This window comes from Pseudoalteromonas sp. XMcav11-Q (assembly GCF_040104525.1).
In the GTDB taxonomy this organism is placed as follows: Bacteria; Pseudomonadota; Gammaproteobacteria; order Enterobacterales; family Alteromonadaceae; genus Pseudoalteromonas.
Map to the genome: position 1 here is coordinate 441,314 of NZ_JBECOX010000001.1, position 18,149 is coordinate 459,462.

General features: G+C 42.9%; 14 protein-coding genes and 1 pseudogene. 6 read left to right on the top strand and 9 right to left on the bottom strand.

Going from position 1 to position 18,149, the window contains the following annotated elements:
* Positions 1-76: 76 nt before the first annotated feature.
* A pseudogene (locus tag ABMY45_RS02145) lies at positions 77-281 on the bottom strand (GCN5 family acetyltransferase); the annotation flags it as partial.
* 90 nt (positions 282-371) lie between these two features.
* On the bottom strand, positions 372-2,129 hold the full coding sequence (locus ABMY45_RS02150; protein WP_349288334.1) for a winged helix-turn-helix domain-containing protein: 1,758 nt from the start codon (positions 2,127-2,129) through the stop codon (positions 372-374).
* A 145-nt stretch (positions 2,130-2,274) separates the two neighbouring features.
* Between ABMY45_RS02150 and ABMY45_RS02155 the strand changes: the two genes are divergently transcribed.
* The 3 genes from ABMY45_RS02155 to ABMY45_RS02165 all read left to right on the top strand — a co-directional run bounded on the left by ABMY45_RS02155 (position 2,275) and on the right by ABMY45_RS02165 (position 4,800).
* Positions 2,275-3,774 carry an amidohydrolase family protein gene (locus ABMY45_RS02155; RefSeq protein ID WP_206471059.1) on the top strand — a complete coding sequence of 500 codons (1,500 nt, stop codon included), beginning with the start codon at positions 2,275-2,277 and terminating at the stop codon, positions 3,772-3,774.
* A gap of 198 nt (positions 3,775-3,972) precedes the next feature.
* Positions 3,973-4,482 carry a disulfide bond formation protein DsbB gene (gene dsbB / locus ABMY45_RS02160; protein WP_206471060.1) on the top strand — a complete coding sequence of 170 codons (510 nt, stop codon included), beginning with the start codon at positions 3,973-3,975 and terminating at the stop codon, positions 4,480-4,482.
* A 12-nt stretch (positions 4,483-4,494) separates the two neighbouring features.
* Positions 4,495-4,800 carry a hypothetical protein gene (locus tag ABMY45_RS02165; RefSeq protein WP_017216140.1) on the top strand — a complete coding sequence of 102 codons (306 nt, stop codon included), beginning with the start codon at positions 4,495-4,497 and terminating at the stop codon, positions 4,798-4,800.
* A gap of 51 nt (positions 4,801-4,851) precedes the next feature.
* Here the strand turns inward: ABMY45_RS02165 and ABMY45_RS02170 are convergent, their stop codons facing one another.
* Positions 4,852-5,160 carry a helix-hairpin-helix domain-containing protein gene (locus tag ABMY45_RS02170; RefSeq protein WP_206471061.1) on the bottom strand — a complete coding sequence of 103 codons (309 nt, stop codon included), beginning with the start codon at positions 5,158-5,160 and terminating at the stop codon, positions 4,852-4,854.
* 271 nt (positions 5,161-5,431) lie between these two features.
* On the opposite strand from ABMY45_RS02170, the gene ABMY45_RS02175 reads away from it, so the two are divergent.
* Positions 5,432-5,746 (top strand): YebG family protein, encoded by a 315-nt coding sequence (locus ABMY45_RS02175; protein WP_010606713.1) that lies wholly within the window; start codon positions 5,432-5,434, stop codon positions 5,744-5,746.
* A gap of 94 nt (positions 5,747-5,840) precedes the next feature.
* Here ABMY45_RS02175 and ABMY45_RS02180 read toward each other — a convergent pair whose 3' ends face one another.
* The 4 genes from ABMY45_RS02180 to ABMY45_RS02195 all read right to left on the bottom strand — a co-directional run bounded on the left by ABMY45_RS02180 (position 5,841) and on the right by ABMY45_RS02195 (position 9,989).
* The gene (locus tag ABMY45_RS02180; RefSeq protein ID WP_010606712.1) at positions 5,841-7,031 is read right to left on the bottom strand and encodes an amino acid aminotransferase; all 1,191 of its coding nucleotides are present in this window, start codon (positions 7,029-7,031) and stop codon (positions 5,841-5,843) included.
* Positions 7,032-7,210: 179 nt separating this feature from the next.
* Entirely contained in the window at positions 7,211-7,876 is a 666-nt protein-coding gene (locus ABMY45_RS02185) for a GAF domain-containing protein (protein ID WP_174170004.1), read from the bottom strand.
* Positions 7,877-8,003: 127 nt separating this feature from the next.
* Positions 8,004-9,662, bottom strand: a complete 1,659-nt coding sequence (locus tag ABMY45_RS02190; protein ID WP_010606710.1) for a fused response regulator/phosphatase — start codon at positions 9,660-9,662, stop codon at positions 8,004-8,006.
* Positions 9,663-9,683: 21 nt separating this feature from the next.
* Positions 9,684-9,989, bottom strand: a complete 306-nt coding sequence (locus ABMY45_RS02195; protein WP_010371095.1) for an STAS domain-containing protein — start codon at positions 9,987-9,989, stop codon at positions 9,684-9,686.
* 143 nt (positions 9,990-10,132) lie between these two features.
* On the opposite strand from ABMY45_RS02195, the gene ABMY45_RS02200 reads away from it, so the two are divergent.
* Positions 10,133-10,462, top strand: a complete 330-nt coding sequence (locus tag ABMY45_RS02200; protein WP_017216143.1) for a translation initiation factor — start codon at positions 10,133-10,135, stop codon at positions 10,460-10,462.
* Between the two features lie 40 nt (positions 10,463-10,502).
* On the opposite strand, the gene ABMY45_RS02205 is transcribed toward ABMY45_RS02200, so the two are convergent.
* A complete protein-coding gene (locus ABMY45_RS02205; RefSeq protein ID WP_206471063.1) occupies positions 10,503-13,466 on the bottom strand; it encodes an EAL domain-containing protein in 2,964 nt (987 codons plus the stop codon).
* Positions 13,467-13,837: 371 nt separating this feature from the next.
* Here ABMY45_RS02205 and pheA point away from each other — a divergent pair, with 371 nt between their 5' ends.
* Positions 13,838-14,992, top strand: a complete 1,155-nt coding sequence (gene pheA / locus ABMY45_RS02210) for a prephenate dehydratase (RefSeq protein WP_102057158.1) — start codon at positions 13,838-13,840, stop codon at positions 14,990-14,992.
* 315 nt (positions 14,993-15,307) lie between these two features.
* Here pheA and ABMY45_RS02215 read toward each other — a convergent pair whose 3' ends face one another.
* Positions 15,308-18,148, bottom strand: a complete 2,841-nt coding sequence (locus ABMY45_RS02215) for a discoidin domain-containing protein (protein WP_349288335.1) — start codon at positions 18,146-18,148, stop codon at positions 15,308-15,310.
* Position 18,149: the final 1 nt, after the last annotated feature.

Genomic DNA, 18,149 nt, shown 5'->3' on the forward strand with positions numbered 1-18,149 from the left:
AGCGGTAAATTATAGTGAAGTATTTTTGTATAGAAAGGCGGAGCTAACACAAAAATGCGTAACAGCGCTTTGCCCGCTAATTGCAATGTGATGCACACTGATTGCTCGTGAGAGAGGTAAGTATATGATCTTCCCATTTACCGGCAATTTTAAGGTACTCATGCGCCAACCCTTCTTTTACAAAAACCCAAACGGTTTAGTAATTTTTCTGACCCCAAATTATAAGGCATGTAGTTTGCCATTATGCGATGAAGTTTTAATGTGTGAAAAGCATAATCAATAGCAGTATTGCACATATTGAAAGCACCAAAAAAATTCGCTCCCTATTTTTAAATCACATAGCGAACTTTATACCTGAGTAACCAAACGTATTAGAGCTCGTTTTGTCTGCTTTCAAGCTTATTCAGCCATGCTTGTTTAAATTCGTGGTCTGATGTCAAAGCGAGATAAAGATCCGTAGCAAAAAAACTATCATTGTAGTCGGGTAACCAACCGGTGTTGAGCAGCTGCGTTAGCGCTTGTTTCGTTTCTGCTACGTCATTGTTAAGTGCAAACCAGTAAGGAGATAACGCTGCATCTAGCTGATTTCCTTGATTAAGGTATTGTGCCAACAACTGTGTTACTCGCTTGAGCTTGCTTTGTTCACCTGTACGTTTCAGCATCAGGGCATAAGTAAGGTATTGTCCTACATTGCCTGCCTCTGGCAATGTAAACGCCGCGATATCAGCAAAATGCTGTTCAAAAAGCGTTAGCGCAGGTTGTATTTTCTGCCGTGCAAGTAAAGCAAGAACATAAGGCATCACATAATGATTACCCTTTGAGTCGAGCTCGTATCGCTGTTTTAAGAGTCCTTCGGCCTTTTCGAAATCGCCTTGTCGCCATGCGATCCCGGCTTCAACATAGAGTCTAAATGCTGTAGAAATAGAACCTAAGTTTGCGGCTTGCTGATATTGCTCCTCAGCTTCTTCTGCGCGCCCTAAACTCAATAATACCAATATGTGACTCAACTGCTGCGCAGGATATAATTTACTATGATGGATGTGATTGTTTTGATACCACAGCAAATATTGTCTTGCCCTATTCTGGTTAAGCGGATAAAAGTCTAGCGCATAGAGCGGATTGTTTTTGGTGTGAGGGGCTACGGCAACGCTACGATCAAAATATTTTCGAGCGAGTACTAACTCTCTAAAATTCAAATAGGCATAGGCTAACCCTCGGATAATCACCGCATCGTTTGGTGCTAACTGATACGCTTGTTTATGCGCAGCAATTGCATCGGATATTTTGTGTTGGTCCCGAAGAAATCGACCGTACCAATGCCATAGGCGAGCATGCTTGGTTGAGAGCTCAAATCCGCGCTTAAAATAATTCTGTGCTTGCTCAATTTCATTCTCCATCACCGCAAAGCGTGCAAGAGAGGTTATCACTTCAATATTTGTATCATCTAAGATCCGTGCTTTTTCTAACAATGGCCGACATAAAGCAAGCGATTCATACTCTGACACCGCGCCATATACGCTTAGCCCCATAAAGACATTGCACAAGCCACTAAGTGCCTCGACATTATCACTTTGTTTAGATAACACTTGTTGATAAATCGTTTTCGCTCGCGCTAACTCTTCCACCGCTGTACTTTGGGATAGGTGTGTGGCAAGAGTGATCTCATCAAAGTACGGGTTGTTTTGTGTCTTGTGCTTTTGATCAGTTTGAATATAAAAAGCAAAAAAAGCGATGAGAGCGAGCAACGTAATGATGACACCAAGCAGCCAAATTCGCTTTTTGCTCACAGGCATCACAGCCGCTTTATGCTCTCTAAGCGCAATGTTTGGATGAATGCGGTAGCCTTGAGCTGATATTCTTTCTATGTATTCTTCGTGTTGCGGATCTGTGTTTAAAATCTTTCTTAACTGCGCAACAGCTTGATAGACCGAATTGTCAGACACCACCTTCGGGTGCCAAACTAACTCGACGAGGGTATCAATACTCAGAGGCTCAGGTTTCGCATCGACCAGCACCAACAGTAATTTCATCACTTTTGGGGTGACGGTATATTCACGGCCAGTCGGATACTCCACAATCTGGTTCAATTTAGGCACGACAAGCCAATTTCCCAAAAGCAAATTTTTCAACCCACGAACACCTTACATTATTGATTGTTATAGTTTTAATTAAATTAAGAAAAATTTCAGAGTTAATTTATATGAAAATTAAAACACAAAGTACCTCGCCAGTTATGCTCGAAGGCATCTAATACGACACTAACTGGTTTTCATTATGAAAAAACAAACATTAATATTTGCGGCCTGTTGCGCCCTGTCTTCTCATGCATTATTTGCAGCAGTGGACCTTCGTATCGACAATGCTACCATTTTAAATCCTATTGATAAGCACCAAGTCAATATCATTTCCAATCATTGGCTCGCCATCCAAGATGGCAAAATTATACAAGTCTCTGACTCAAGTCAAAAACCGGATGCAGCACAGGTCATTGATGCTCATGGTCAATACCTCATACCAGGGTTAACCGATAGCCATGTCCACCTAAAAACAATGCCGGGATTGCTTAACACTTCCCCTAAAGCTCGCCAAATGCAGGCAGCATTTTTACAACGGCAAGGCGCTAATTATCTTTACTATGGCGTCACGCAAGTTATTGACCCGTCAAACACTGCAACCGGCATGACCGAATTTACAGCAAATGGCCCCGCACCCGACGCCTACTTTTGTGGCGCGATGCCGGTTTACCAAGGGTATAATGCTGAAGGCCTTAGTTACTCAAAGCTACATCAACATAAACCCTACTTTGCTGCACAACACGGCGATCCTGCTTATGAGCTGACGCCATCTCAAGCACACGCTCACCAAGGAGCTCAGCCCTTGACGCGAATGAAATCTGACGGTGCAACTTGTGCCAAACTGTACTTTGAAGATGGCTTTGGAGAAAACAGTGCTATACCGCTTATTAACCAAGAAACTGCTAAACAATTAGTCGAGTCCGCAAACTCATTGAAGTTACCCGTAATGGCACATGCGAATGCCGTTGATATGCAACAACTTGCTGTAGATGCCAATATCAACGTTATGGCGCATGGACTTTGGAACTGGTTATCGCCAAATACAGCCCCTAGCGAAAGCGAACTGCCAACCAATGTAAAAGCTGTGCTGGATACCATCATCGAAAAAGGCATCGCATATCAAGCCACATTAAATGTGATGAATGCTCTGGCGAAAGTGACTGACAACACTTTTACCTTCTCCTCTGAATATCGTACCGTATTACCTCCGTTTCAAATTGCTTGGTATCAAAGTGAACCTGGTCGCTGGTTTTCTCGAGAAATGGGTCAAGGCTGGGGTGAAATAAGTAATCAACAAAAGGTCGCTAAACTTGAGCAAGTTTTCTCACAAGGGCAACGAGCACTAAATTATCTATATAAAAATGGCGCAACCTTGCTGCTTGGCTCAGATACGCCACCCGCACCAACTTATGTCTCGCAACCTGGCTTATCGACTTATCAAGAATTAACGATGATGGATCAAGCCGGAGTAGGCCTCGTTAGCTTGCTATCTGCTGCTACCATTAATAATGCGAAAGCATTTGCAATAGACAACCAGTACGGCAGTATCGCTGCTGGGAAAGTGGCAAATCTATTACTTTTAAATAGTAACCCTTTGCAGTCAGTCGCGGCTTATAACGATATTGAATATGTTATCTTACATGGCTCCGCCTTTGAGCGTGCGACTTTTCATATCGATGCCCTCGAGAAAAGTGAATGAGTAAATACGTTAGAATAGAAATGCTGATAATGTCGGTCTCACTTCAATTGACTTAATCAAGTGGTCTGTTTTGATATTTTCGAACTTCTGCAGGTAACAAGAGTCGAAAAATCGTTGCAAAGATAGCGCACACTGCGAAGTAAGGTTGCTCTAACGCGGCCAGATAAAGCATAATAAAACAAAAAGGGTTTCTCTATAATGAAGATTTCATCTTTTCATCTCTCTAGGCAATCTTGGGGATTGCTAGCACTATCCGCTGCTATTTTTGAAGCCGCTGCACTGTATTTCCAATACGGTATGGGTTTAGAGCCCTGTATTATGTGCATCTATCAGCGTTTTGCTATGTTGGGGTTATTAGCAGCTGGTTTAATCGGTATGACTTCTCCTCGCTCATTCGCGCTGCGTAGTCTGGCATTTGTTTCGTGGGGTGTAGGCAGTATTTGGGGTTATTTTATCGCCCGTGAACATATCAGTATGCAAACCACAACGGATCCATTTGCTTTTACCTGTGACTTTGTACCAAACTTTCCTGCGTTTATGCCGCTGCATGAATGGCTACCAAGCTTTTTTGCTGCAACAGGTGACTGCGGCAACATAGATTGGTCTTTTGCAGGATTATCTATGCCTGGATGGATGGAAATTATCTTTGCATTTTATAGTGTTGCATTTATTCTTTTCTTATTTTTCCACGTTACCAAAAGAAGTTGAGATATCACATTCATGCATTTTAGGTTAAGCCAAATTGAGCAACTGAGAGCGTTTAAATTACGTGACAAGCAGATGATCTTACGTCTTGCACTTAGCCACCTTGATGCAAAAACAAAGGTCGTGTTAAGAATAGCCAAGTTGCTACTGCTCACACCATTTTTTGCCTCATTGGTCGTATTTGAAGGCTGGCTGTTATTACCTGTCTTATTGGTAGCAGGACTAATTTATCCGCTACTGACCACACCACTGGAAATACAGTTTGGCAAACCCAAGTTAGCTCAGGCAATCGCTGAGTTTAACGCCTCGAATAAGCCCTAATCTTTAATTTACCTGTGTGCGAGCAGCTAAGCTCGCACACAATAACTACGACTAGACTCTAATTTTCCCCTCCAGTTTTGCCAATATTCCTTTCCCAATTCCTTTTACTTCCAGCAACTCCGTTGTTGTTTTAAAGCGCCCCATTTTCTTGCGGTACTCTACGATGGCTTCAGCTTTACGAATACCAATCCCTGGTAAACTTGAAAGCGCCGAAGCGTCAGCAGAATTAATATCGAGTACAGCACTTTGCTGCTGTGTTTGAAAGACTGACTTTGCTTGCTCCGCAGGTTTTGCGAGCACGCTTGAACAGCTTAAACCTAACGCCAATAAAATAGAAAGTATGGTGGGTTTATTGAACATATATACACTCCTTGTGCGTAAAAAGTATCCAAAGCTTTTTGCATTCCTCTCAATGGATGATTGCAGCAAGCTTTTTAAATAAAGATTGGAATATTGACTTTGTCAAAAAACATTCATTCTTTCAAAAATCAAAACAAACATTAAGATTTTGTTTTTAATGAATTTAATTAATTCCACTTCACTCAACAGCACTTGAAAAATTTTCAAAATAACTTGCTTAATCACTCGATTCGATTTACTGTATAAAAAAACAGTGACTAGGGGAATAACCATGGCCGTTATCATCAAATATGTTGTTGAAAGAAATGGAGTCGAGCGTATGACTTTCACGTCTAAAAAAGAAGCTGATGCTTATGATAAGATGCTAGATGTAGCTGAAGCATTGGAAGACATGCTAACGAAAGTTGACGTGCCGCTAAGTGAACAACAAGTTGAATCCCTAGCGCTTGAAATTGCAAAACAAAAAGATGACTTTGTGTCTGTGTTAAAAGGTGGCAAAGTAGCACCAAAGGCCAATACCAAAAACAAATCTGAAAACGAAAAAGCGTCAGATCCAGATAAAGTGACCAAAATTAAGCAAGCCTAAATGATAATAACCACTTACTTCAGTGGGTGGTTTAGGCTGAAAATAAAAAACCGCATGTTCTGCGGTTTTTTATTTTGTGCTGTGTAGCGTGGTATTATTTAATCACGCTTGCCACTGCGTCAGCAAAGTAGTCAATATTGTCTTTGCTTACGCCAGCTACGTTAACGCGGCTAGAGCCTACCATATAGATAGCATATTCAGTGCGTAGTCTGTCAATTTGCTCTTTATTAATACCCAAGAAAGAGAACATACCGTGCTGACGGTCAATGAACGAGAAGTCTTGCTCAACACCTTTTGCAGCTAGGCTTTCTTTGATCAACGTACGTAGACCATTGATACGACCGCGCATTTCGTCAAGTTCGTCGTACCACATTTGCGTAAGTTCAGTACTGCTTAGAATGGTATTTACAATATCAGCACCGTGTGCTGGCGGCATTGAATAGATACTACGAACCACACTAAGTAATACTGAGTTTGAAACATCAGCAGTTGCACTGTCTTTTGCAATGATTGAACACGCACCGATACGCTCGCGGTATAAACCAAAGTTTTTAGAGCAAGATGAACAGATGATCATTTCATCAACTGTATCCGCAACCGTTCTAAGGCCTTGTGCATCTTCTTCAAGGCTAGTACCAAAGCCTTGGTATGCAATATCAATTAATGGCGTAAAGCCTTGCTCTTTTGCAAGTTCAGCAACCACTTTCCATTGCGCTTGATTTAAGTCCATACCACTTGGGTTATGACAACATGCATGAAGTAGTACTACATCACCTTTAGGTACTTGCTTCAGCGCATTGATCATCTCATCAAACAACAACCCTTTGTTTTCGTAGTCGTAGTAAGGATACTCTTTAACTGTTAGACCAGCTGCTTCAAATAGGCTGATGTGGTTTGCCCAAGTTGGAGTCGTAACCCAAACAGTTGCATTGGTGTTGCAACGTTTAATAAATTCGGCAGCAACACGTAATGCGCCAGTACCACCAGGTGCTTGCGCCGTACGTACGCGATTTGCCAATAATGTACTATGCTCTCCAAGTAACAGTGTTTCCATCTTTTGACAGAAGTCTAAATTACCAGCCAAACCAATATAAGATTTTGTCGTTTCGTTTTCTAAACGAAACGCTTCCGCTTTTTTAACCGCTTTAAGTACCGGCGTGTTTCCCTGCTCGTCCTTATAAACACCTACACCAAGGTCAATTTTGTTTGGGTTAGTGTCCTGTTTATAAGCGGCCATCAGGCCTAAAATAGGATCTGTTGGAAGTGGTTTTAGCTCTGAGAACATGGCTTATCTCTTTTATTTTAATTAATGCAAACTCGAGCGGCTGACGCCCGATTCCAGTAGACTTGATGGTAACATAGAGACTTGCATCTCAGTTACCATATTTATCTAGAATTTTATTCATTTTTGTAAACTTGGCAGCACCACAAAGGCGTCAAGTTTACAGCCGGACATTCCGATAATTATTTGGGTAAATATTCAGGGATTCTCGTACATGCTGCTGCAAGCAATGCTAAAATTTCTTCGTTGAAAAATGACTCAGAAAACGCTTCTGCATCAATAATTCCAATACAATTTTGAGCATCATCGAATAATGGCATACAGGTTTCTGCTTTCACCTTTGGATCGCAAGTGTAGTACTCTCCACCACTGGCGACATATTGAGGGATGTCATTAATCACTCGAGCTTTAGCACTTAATACCGTTTGAATATTATTTGACGTAGCGGCAAAAGCCTCCGTTATTGGGAATAGCGGTCTACTCGGCGCGCCAGAGTACGCTAATTTGAGAAGTTGTTTCCCTTCATTTGTCGCTCTTGCTTGGTATATGCCAAACCAATCAACAGCTGTAAATTCAACTACCGCTGACACTATCGTTTGTAGCTTAGCAAGCGATTGCTCATTCACCGTGTTCTTTTCAACGTAGTCACTCAACAAAAAAGGCGCTTCCTGAAGGTGCCCAAACAAGCTACAAGCGCCTCCTTCCCCAAGCTCAGGGATCTGATATGACCACACAGCAAGGCTTGAGTTTTGCTCAATATAAGCATCTAGTTTTTCTAATTGCAGCAAAAGCAATTCGCGGGAGATAGATAATCCACTCAATGAAATATAATCTGACATTTTAGCCATCTAAACATCTAAAGTTAATGCAACTTTACCACGCTCTTTATACCTTGCCAACACTAAAAAACAGGTACATAGAGTAATAGGAATAGATATTAAACTAAAGCAGAGGTGAAATGCGCTTGAGTGGAATTTAGACCGATTTGGAGGTGAGTGAATAAATCATTTCTACTTCATTTCCAGCACTGTTGTAGCTAACGCTTTGGGCAATCTCGTTAAGTAAGCTAACACCTCGACCGTGGCTATGCTCTTGCTGCGCTTTATTGCGCTCGCTTGATTCAAAACCATTACCTGAATCACAAATGTTGAAGTATAGCTTTAGCTCTTCAGGGCTATAGCGCACAGAAATAATAATTAGCGCTTCTTTTAGCTCCTTCAAAACACTCTCTCGCAGACTATAGAACTCAAAAAACCCATCTTCTTTATTTTTAATCTCAGAATCTAACCCCAGCACACCGTGATCTAAAGAATTATTGTAGGCCTCTGAGAGTAATAAGAAGATGTTAGAGCGATGCGCCGAAATACCGTCAACCTCACTAAGCAAATCCACCAGCTCAAGTACCGGATCTGTCGTTTTCATCTGCTTGGCATCTAAAGATAACGAAATATTAAACGGCAAACTTGAATAATGGTTAGGCACAGAAACAATTGAATCGCTAGCAACACAATTAACAATCGCGATACTTAAGTCATCTTGTTGCTCTGTATTGCCAGAAAACTCGCGAACTTCAGAGATAATTTGATCCGTGGAAATATGCTGCCGACTCGCCAGCAAGCGCTTTAACCGTCGTTCGCCATACATTTCCCCCCGCTCAGACTCAGACTCGATGATACCGTCTGTCGCCATTACGAGGCGTTGGTCGGGGCTAACTTCAAAATGCAGCAGATTACGTTCAAACTCATCGACTTCTAAAATGCCGAGTGCCATATGTTGGCTCTCAATGGTTTTAATAAGGCTACCATTTTGGTCAATCAGATATAAATCTGGCAAACCACCAAGCCAAGCAGAAACACTTTTCCCTGAGCTGCTCAATTCAATGATTGCTGCTGCACAAAACATATGACCGGGTAATAACTCATTAAGGGCGGTATTGAGCTCAACGGCTATATCACTCACCGCCATCCCCTTTTGCACCATAGTATAGAAAATGCGCGACGCAGGAAGCGCGCCGACCGCAGCTGCTAAACCATGGCCAGTAAAATCACCAAGTAAACAATAAAAGCCACCCATCGGGCTCTTGGCCATTAAAAACATATCGCCATTAAACATTGACGCGGGTGACAAGTGATATTCACAAATCTCAGGATATTCAGATTGTTGTGCAAGCGCATTACTAAAGATGTGCTCAACAATCTCGTGCTCTCGCTCTATTTGGTTATAGTGATATTCTAGTTGTCGGCGTTGTTCGTTGCTTTGTTGGCTGAGCCTACGAGTCCTCGCATGCGCTTTGATTTTGGCTGATAAAATGACTTTATCAAACGGCTTATGAATAAAGTCATCGCCTCCTACAGCGAGACACTTTTCAAAGCTGCTTTGATCTTCAAGTGCAGTGATAAAGATGATGGGGAGGTATACGTCGCCCGCATATTGCTTTATTTTGGGGGCAGTCTCAAAGCCATCCATTACGGGCATGACAACGTCTAGCAGCACGATGTCGATGTCCTGACTTTCGAGAATTTTTAATGCATCACGACCATTATGCGCACAAAAAACGGTATAAAATTGTTGCTCAAGCATCGCCTTGAGCAGCTTACAGTTTAATACCTGATCGTCGACTACCAAGATATTCATGAGGGGCTAATCTATCGGCGTTCAGTCAATATCAAACTTCTTATCAAAACGAGAGATCTGGAGGATTTTCTTAAGTTGTGGACGACAATTACTAATTTGAATGCTAGAAACTGAGCTTCCTAGTGTTTTTTTCATATTTAACAGCATACCCAAAGCGGAGCTATCCATATAGTCGGTTTCACGCAGGTCAACAACAACCTTTTCGGTTTGATCATTCACCTCCGCATACGCCTGACGAAACGATTGCACCAAATTAAAGTCGAACTTGCCTCTAATTTGAATGGTTAGTGTCTTACCGTCAGCAGAAGCGTTTTTACTCAAGCTCATCATTAAGCTCCTAAATTATTTTGATTTGTTTCCCCTCACCAATTTAAATATAACGCTTAAAAATCATTTAGCAAAAAATAAAAAACATCTAATCTGCTTTTTGCTATGATCTCTGCAAAGAACCCGTAAGAGGACCAGAATCAATGTCAGAATCAAGACTTGTGTACTCCACAGATGTAGGCCGTATTGACACCAAAGAGCCAAAGCAAGAAGTTCAAGGGAAAGTTTTTAAGGACGGCGCCGTTCGTATTGAAAGACAAACTAAAGGGCGCAAAGGTAAAGGTGTTATGCTTGTTGTTGGCATCGATAGTGAACAGCACGATCTCAAGAAATTGGCAAAAACGCTTAAATCTAAAATGGGTCAAGGTGGTGCAGTTAAAGAAGGCGTTATTGAAATTCAAGGCGATGACAGAGAAAAGCTTAAGCAATTATTAGAAGGCCAAGGCTTCAAAGTGAAAATTGCTGGTGGTTAAGCGCTTATTATTTTCAGCCCCAAGCTTTGGGGCTGAGTCGCTATACCGCTGGGGCAAACCGCAAAATCTCGGCTTCACTTAACGGCGGGCTGTAGTAATAACCTTGTACAATATAGCAGTTATTTTTCGCCAAGAACGTCATCTGAGCCTCAGTTTCCACCCCTTCAGCAATAACCTGCAAATTTAATTTTTGCGCCATCGCAATGATAGCTGCAGTGATTTCCATATCGTTCGGATCTTCAGGGATATCCTTTACAAAGGAGCGGTCTATTTTGAGTATATCAACTGGGAAACGCTTAATGTAACTCAAAGACGAATAGCCTGTACCAAAGTCGTCAATAGACAGTGAAACACCAAGCGCTTTGATATCTTTAAGTTGTATGATTGCCGCTTCCACGTCTCCCATCAGCATACTCTCGGTAAGCTCAAGGTGCAGTAGAGTTGGCTCCATCTCAGTTCTGTCTATAATATCTGACAGCGTGCTGATCAATTGTGCATCTTTAAACTGCCTCGCAGAAAGGTTGATGGATATGTTGGCAATCTTCCCCGCGGCTTTTAAACGACGAGAAAAATGGCACGCTTCTTCTAACACCCATGCACCAAGCTCTACGATTAGGCCTGTCGCTTCAGCAATTGGAATAAACTTACTTGGCGGAATAGTTCCCTCGCTCGGGTGGAACCAGCGAATAAGCGCTTCATAGCCTACAACCTCTCTACTTTCACTGTTCACTTGTGGCTGATAATGCAAGGTAAATTGTTGCGCTTTAATTGCTATACGCAGCTCGTTTTCTATATATAGGCGCTCGTTAGCAGCTTCGTCTAAATCTTGGCTATAGAAATGGTAAGTGTTCCGCCCTTTTGCTTTGGCCTGATACATTGCCAAATCTGCATGTTTAAGCAGCTGCTCCTCTTCTTTACTGTCAAACGGAGCCATGGTGATACCAATACTTGCACTGACGATCACTTCGTTATTCCCCAGTTTTATTGGTTCTGCCAGTGTCTTTTGAATGATATTGGCAACTTCCATGGCATTTTCTCGCTCATTGATGCCACTCAGTAACACCGCAAACTCATCCCCACCCAATCTGGCAATGGTATCTTCTGCACGGAGCCGCTTTTTCAATCTCGTCGCGACTTCAAGCAATAAGCGGTCACCCGCGTCATGTCCCAAGGTATCATTGATGCGTTTAAACTCATCTAAGTCAAAGTAAAATAGAGCAAAGGCGTAATGGCCACGTTCGGCAAGCGCCATGGATTTACGTAACTGCATCCTGAAAAACGTTCGGTTGGCAAGGCCAGTTAAGGTATCAAAGTAAGCCAATTCTTCCATTTTACGCTGGCTTTCTTTTACAAACGAAATATCTTGGGCTGAGGCGACATAACTTGAAATCGCGCCGCCTTCTTCACGGATCGGCGACACACTCAAACTGACCCAAATAGGTGCCTCTCTGTTACCCGCCAACATGGTATCCCCGCGCCAATGATTACGACTGCGTAAGTCAATATCGATATCATCAATGAGAATAGCCATGTCTTTTGAAATAATACTCAAAAGCGGAGAGCCAATAAAATGCTGTTCATCATAGCCCGTCATTTCCTGCATTTTTGGATTGACGTACTCAATTTGAAAATGCTCATTGGTCAATACAACGCCAGTACCAGAAAAAGCCACAGCTTTTGACAAACGGTTTGCCGCCTTTTCTGCGATTTCCTTTTCTGTAATACGTTGATTTAGGCCATTTACAAGCTGTTTTATCTCAACACTCATGTCATTAAATGAGGCGTTCAATTGACCTATTTCGTCATCGGTATGGGGTAAGGTTGGCGTATCCCACTGCCCTCGGCCAAATCCCTTCACTGCTTTAACAAGCGCATTGATGCGTTTGAGTACTAATTGATATAGAACCTGATGCAGTAATATCGCAACAAAAATGGCATACAGAATAAACAAACCAAAGAACTTAACTTTAAGCTCTTCAATGGCCGAGATAGCCGACGCCCGCTTCTTGTAGATCCCAATGTACCAATCTAAATTGGCAATATGGGTCACGTGCATAATATGCCAGTTGTCTTTATACCTAAATTCATCTTGGATATTTGGTAGCTTAGTAATAAGTGCAGTTTGTACTATTTTACTCAAGTCTTCAGGTAGTTTGTTGTGGTCCAGTAGCTGCCCGGTCGTAGCAGTGGTTTTAAACAGACCTGGAGCTGCCAATAACCGACCCTGTTTATCAAAAACGATGAAGCCTTGCTGATGGTCAGATTTAGGTAATTTTTCGAGTAAGGTGGTCAACTCTATATCGCTACCCGTTAACCCAAGGTATTTATCATGTAAGTATAAAGGCACCAAAATACTCACCACCCACTTGTTCCAAACCCTATCAAAATACACGCCCGACCAAACCGCTTCCCTCGTTGGGTTTTGTTCAGCGTGTAAAACAGGCAAGTTATGAAGCTGATTATTTACCAGCCTTGGGTCTTTCGCTAATAAGGCATTAGGAGGTGCAACACGAACAAAGCCGTCTTTTGTAGATAAGTAAAAATTAAAGAAATCTTGTAACAGTGGAGGCGCAAGAATGTTCCAGAGCAATTCAGATTCAGAAAATAGCTTTTGCACTGACTGCAATTTTAAATTGCCAGTATACATAGCTGCAGAGAGGCCATTTTTAGCTGTACTCGCTAAGTTTTCGCCACGCACGTCAACGCTCGCTTGTGCGCCAGATAAATCTTGAACACCGTAAAGTAAGTGTTTGGAAACCACTGAGTTGGCTTGTTCGGCCAAGTTGGCTTTAAGATCGAGGTAATTTGAGAACTGATTGTTCACCTGCGCACTAAAACGCTTGAGCTCATCATACTCTTCATAGATTAACTGCTTTTCTTCAGATTTTAGCATCAATGCCGCAGCAAAAACCCCCGCGATCAAACACACGGCCGAAATCAACATCGACAGCTTTACACTTAAAGAGCTTGCACCATATCTTGATGGGGGACGACGATTGCCCACAAGTTAGCCTATTCTTTTATTTACAGTGGTGGTGTTGCCTGAATATACCAGAATATTTTTCGACTCGCCAATAAGTTACGTTTGATTAACGTACTTAACTCACTGAGATTGGACACTTATCCACCAAATAACTTAGGTTTTTGCGCATACGTCCAAAGTAGTACTTGTTTTCTCGTTTAGTTCTATGCTAATAATGTATTCAGTTTCAAAGTAAGGTTTGAATAAATGAATTTCATCACACGCAACAGCAACACATATTTCTTTTTTAGCTTCTTTAGGTGAAGAGGCTTGACTGTTCGCGAGTGAAAAAGAATAGCTAAGCCTCCCAACTTCGGGAGGCTTTTTTTTTGGCTAAATGGGAGTGAGGACCTATGACACAAAATACATTAGATGCCCTTAGGCATGACATCAATGAGATAGATTCAGAATTACTGATTTTACTGGCAAAGCGACGTCGCATTAGTCATGGCGTGCTGGAATATAAGATTACCAACAACAAACCTATCCGTGATGAAGCACGTGAGCAGGCATTGCTGGAGAAACTGATCCGATATGGTAAATCTCTGGGTCTTGATGCCTTTTATATAAACAGCGTTTTCCAAACTATCTTAGAAGACTCTGTATTAAACCAGCAAGCCATGCTGCAAAAGAACTTAAACCCCGATGCCGTAGGTGATACACACCGCGTTGCCTACTTGGGTGGACAAGGCTCTTATAGCCAGCTTGCTTGTCATAAATACTTCAGTCGTCGTCCCGGTAAGCTTGTGGAAATGGGTTGCCAAAGCTTTGAGCAAATCACCGAGCAGGTAGAGAAAGGCCAAGCTGACTTTGGTATCTTACCTATTGAAAATACCAGTTCAGGCAGTATCAACGAAGTATTCGATTTATTGCAACATGCGCAAGTATCTATTGTGGGCGAAGTAACGCATACCGTAGAGCATTGCCTCCTAGCTTTGCCAGACACAGAATTACAAGCGATCGACAAAATTTATGCGCACCCTCAACCTTTTGCGCAGTGCAGCCGTTTTATTCAAGGTCTTGGGGATATTCAGCATGAAACTTGCGACTCAACCTCTAGTGCATTAAAGCAAGCTGCAGAGCACCCAAATAGTGCCGCGATTGGCTCTGCACAAGCTGGTAAAAATATGGGTCTAGAAGTGGTGAAATCTGGCCTTGCGAATCAGACCGAAAACCATAGCCGCTTTATTGTAGTAGCAAGAAAAGCACTTCAAGTATCTACTCAAATCCCAACGAAAACCAGCTTAATTATGGCCACCAAACAGCAAGTAGGCTCACTTGCTGACGCGCTGATGGTATTTAAACAGCACAATATCAATATGGTTAAGTTAGAGTCACGCCCAGTACCTGGTAACCCTTGGGAAGAAGTCTTTTATGTAGATTTGCTTGCCAATATTGCAGACTCACAAGTCCAAGTAGCACTTGAAGAATTAAAAGACCATACCCAGTTTGTACGCTTGTTGGGCTGCTACCAAAGCGAGTCTTTGCAAGCAGTAGAGGTGTTATAATCCCAATTTGACTCAATACTTGCTCAATTTGAGGGATTAAATCTGACGCTAGCTGCGTTAAAAATTTCTCATTTAGAGCAACTAAATAGCAAAATTTTTGCCTTGCCTACACGGAGGTAGGTACCTTGGCGATAGCAGGACGCGGTAGCGGGGCTATCGACAAGATTTTCTTGCCTCAAAATAGACCACTTAATTAAGTAAATTGGCATAATCAATCATATTAAGTCACTCTCATTGAGAAAAATAAAAAGCCAGAGCGCAAATCGCATTCTGGCTTTTTTTGGTTGAGATTTATTTAACCTTAGGTTATTCAGGCTATTTGCCGCTAAGACCAAGGAGTTCGATTTCTGAGATCTGTACTAGGCCATCGTTATTCGCATTTTTGCTAATATTTAGACGATAACTGCTATAGGCAAAAGCATTGGAGAAAGTAAACGCTCTTCGTTGTAAGCGCTCATCCCAGCTTTCTCCCACCCAAACCGCAACTTCTGTCCACGTCTCACCGCCATCATTAGAACCCAGTAACTGGAAGTTTTCGGGATCGCGTTCTGGTGCATCATTAGCACTGGTGATAGCCAAACCACTCACAATCTGTGGCGCAGTAAAATCGGCTTGGATCCAAGATGGTGATTCCTCTGTTGGCGGGCCTTGCCACTCATTGTGATCTAGCCATTTTGTCTCGATATCATTATCAAACGCCTTTTGTTCACTTTCTGCATCTCCAATACGATTACGCGCGGTAAAGCTTGTTCCAGCCAAATCAGATAAATCTTCAAGTGCATACTGAGGTCCAGCGAGTTCAATTTCAGCTACTTGCACTAATCCATCATTATTCGCTTTTTTACTGATAGACAAGCGATAATGTGAGTAAGCCAAACCATTAGCAAACGCGAAGGCACGACGTTCAAAACGCGATTCAAACGATTCTCCTACCCAAGTATTTAATACTTGCCACACTTCCCCATCGTGAGATGCTAAAAGTTGGAAGTTTTCAGGGTCACGCTCCGGCGCATCATTGGCGCTGGTAATGTACAAAGTATTTACCGCTTGCGCTTGCGGCAAGCTAACTTGAACCCAAGCCGGATTTTCAACAGTGGGTGGCCCCTGCCAGTCGTTGTGATCGAGCCATTTAGTCTCAACATTTTTATCAAATGCTTGCGCTGCGCCCTCTGAATCACTAATGCTAAAACGCGCCGAGTAACTCGCACCTTGTACTTGTGCATGATCTAATCCAGAGATTTCTGGACCGATTAATTCAATCTCAGCAAGCTGCATCAAGCCGTCATTATTTTTGTTCTTGGTTATCTCAAGACGATAGCTTTGGTATGGCAATTGATTCGCTACCACAAAGCTTTGACGCTCCCCTCGCGCTTCAAAAGACTCACCAACCCAATTACTCAAATGCTGCCATGTAACCCCGTTATCGTTAGAGCCAAACAAAGCAAAGTTCTCAGGATCTCGCTCTGGTGCATCATTGGCGCTCGTTATCGCAAGCTGATTAACCGCCACCGCCTCATTAAAGTCTACTTGGATCCATGAAGGCGCTTCGACGGTAGGCGGGCCTTGCCAATCATTATGATCTAGCCACTTAGTGGTTGGGTCGTTATCAAATGCCTTATCTTGGTTTTCCGCCTCACCGATACTATTGCTTGCCGTGACCGCAAACGTCTCAGTATCAGTATGGTCAACGCTCGGATAAACCGGCCCAACAAATTGAATTTCTCCAATTTGCAGTAAGCCATCGTTATTTTTGTTCTTTGTCACTGCAATTCGGTAGCTTGTATACTTTTGCGCATTACCAAATACAAAGCCTTGACGTTCAAAGCGCGCTTCAAACGACGCCCCAACCACATTACCCAAATTAACCCAACTCGCACCCTCATCATTAGAAGCTAGTAAAGAGAAATTTTCAGGGTCTCGCTCTGGGGCATCATTAGCACTGGTAATGTAAACACCGCTAATTGCTTGTTGAGTGGGAAAATCCACCTGGATCCAAGATGGCGCTTCCTCAGTAGGTGGCCCCTGCCAGTCATTGTGGTCAAGCCATTTAGTTTGTGGATCGCCATCAAATGCTTTGTCTGCACTCTCGGCATCACCAATAGCATTTCTTGCTGTGATAGTGGCACCTGATGTCACGACTTGCTGCATCGGCCCCGTGGAGACCGGCTCATCAAATAATGGTAACGCTAAGTCCATAATACTATCGGCACTAAGATCTAGCTGCGCAGTTAATGGGTGAGCTTGAAGCGCGTTGTAAATTGGCAATCGAAGCGCTTCAAGTGCAACTTCATCACCGCCAAGTGCGGCGCTAAGATTGCTAGCTGAGTCGCTTAAGACGCCTTGCAAAGAGCCTTGCTCGTCAAACTGTGCAAACGCGGCATTGAATAGAGAAAGCTTTTGCACACTTTCGGAAACATATGTCATCTCGCAACTTTGCTCACCAGAGTCAGAGGTTGTGCAAGTTTCTCCTAATTCAAAATTCGTTAATTGATCAGCGCTAACCACAGGTAACTCAAAAACATTGATGTTCCCGGTTTGCCAGCCAAGGGCCCGAAGCAATAACGCAGACATCTCCACTTTTGCCAATGCCATTAATTCGGGAGTAGAGACATTACGCCCCTCAGCAATTTGCTGCTCCACCAGCATGGTTGCTAGTGTCGTCAAGGCGTTGATTTGTAAGGTAGCATCAGCACTGCCATCGGCATTTGAACCAAACGGTACGGCGACATGACTTAAGGTAGCCAAAGTCACACCAGCAATATACTCGCCACTTACCTGCTCCCCAATTCCTACAGAACCACAGCGACTGGCGTCGCAGCGCATCTGCGAGCCTTCGCTCGTTGTGGCGGTCACTTTAATGGTGGAATTAATGCCAAACCCGGCTTTACCCGTCAGTTCTATAAACAACTCCCCCGATTGACTGGTTGCCGAGTTCTCATCCATCATCATGCTAGAGCCATTGAGCGCCGTCACCGAAATGCGGGCTTGGCTCAACGCGCCTTTTATCACTGAACCTGATACTTCTGCCGTCGTCACAGCAGGGGTTACTGGCACTTCTTCAACTTTTGGGTCATCGCTCCCGCCGCCACATGCAGCCAATAAACTGCTAACGGCAATGAGCGGGATCGCATTTCTTATTTTATTTAACGTTTTCATA

What these genes read in the sequence shown, in the direction of transcription:
- ABMY45_RS02185 (WP_174170004.1), bottom strand. Translation starts at nt 7,876, where the DNA reads ATGGCTAAAATGTCAGATTATATTTCATTGAGTGGATTATCTATCTCC.
- ABMY45_RS02215 (WP_349288335.1), bottom strand. Translation starts at nt 18,148, where the DNA reads ATGAAAACGTTAAATAAAATAAGAAATGCGATCCCGCTCATTGCCGTT.
- ABMY45_RS02175 (WP_010606713.1), top strand. Translation starts at nt 5,432, where the DNA reads ATGGCCGTTATCATCAAATATGTTGTTGAAAGAAATGGAGTCGAGCGT.
- ABMY45_RS02200 (WP_017216143.1), top strand. Translation starts at nt 10,133, where the DNA reads ATGTCAGAATCAAGACTTGTGTACTCCACAGATGTAGGCCGTATTGAC.
- ABMY45_RS02180 (WP_010606712.1), bottom strand. Translation starts at nt 7,031, where the DNA reads ATGTTCTCAGAGCTAAAACCACTTCCAACAGATCCTATTTTAGGCCTG.
- ABMY45_RS02195 (WP_010371095.1), bottom strand. Translation starts at nt 9,989, where the DNA reads ATGAGCTTGAGTAAAAACGCTTCTGCTGACGGTAAGACACTAACCATT.
- ABMY45_RS02165 (WP_017216140.1), top strand. Translation starts at nt 4,495, where the DNA reads ATGCATTTTAGGTTAAGCCAAATTGAGCAACTGAGAGCGTTTAAATTA.
- pheA (WP_102057158.1), top strand. Translation starts at nt 13,838, where the DNA reads ATGACACAAAATACATTAGATGCCCTTAGGCATGACATCAATGAGATA.
- ABMY45_RS02155 (WP_206471059.1), top strand. Translation starts at nt 2,275, where the DNA reads ATGAAAAAACAAACATTAATATTTGCGGCCTGTTGCGCCCTGTCTTCT.
- ABMY45_RS02190 (WP_010606710.1), bottom strand. Translation starts at nt 9,662, where the DNA reads ATGAATATCTTGGTAGTCGACGATCAGGTATTAAACTGTAAGCTGCTC.
- dsbB (WP_206471060.1), top strand. Translation starts at nt 3,973, where the DNA reads ATGAAGATTTCATCTTTTCATCTCTCTAGGCAATCTTGGGGATTGCTA.
- ABMY45_RS02170 (WP_206471061.1), bottom strand. Translation starts at nt 5,160, where the DNA reads ATGTTCAATAAACCCACCATACTTTCTATTTTATTGGCGTTAGGTTTA.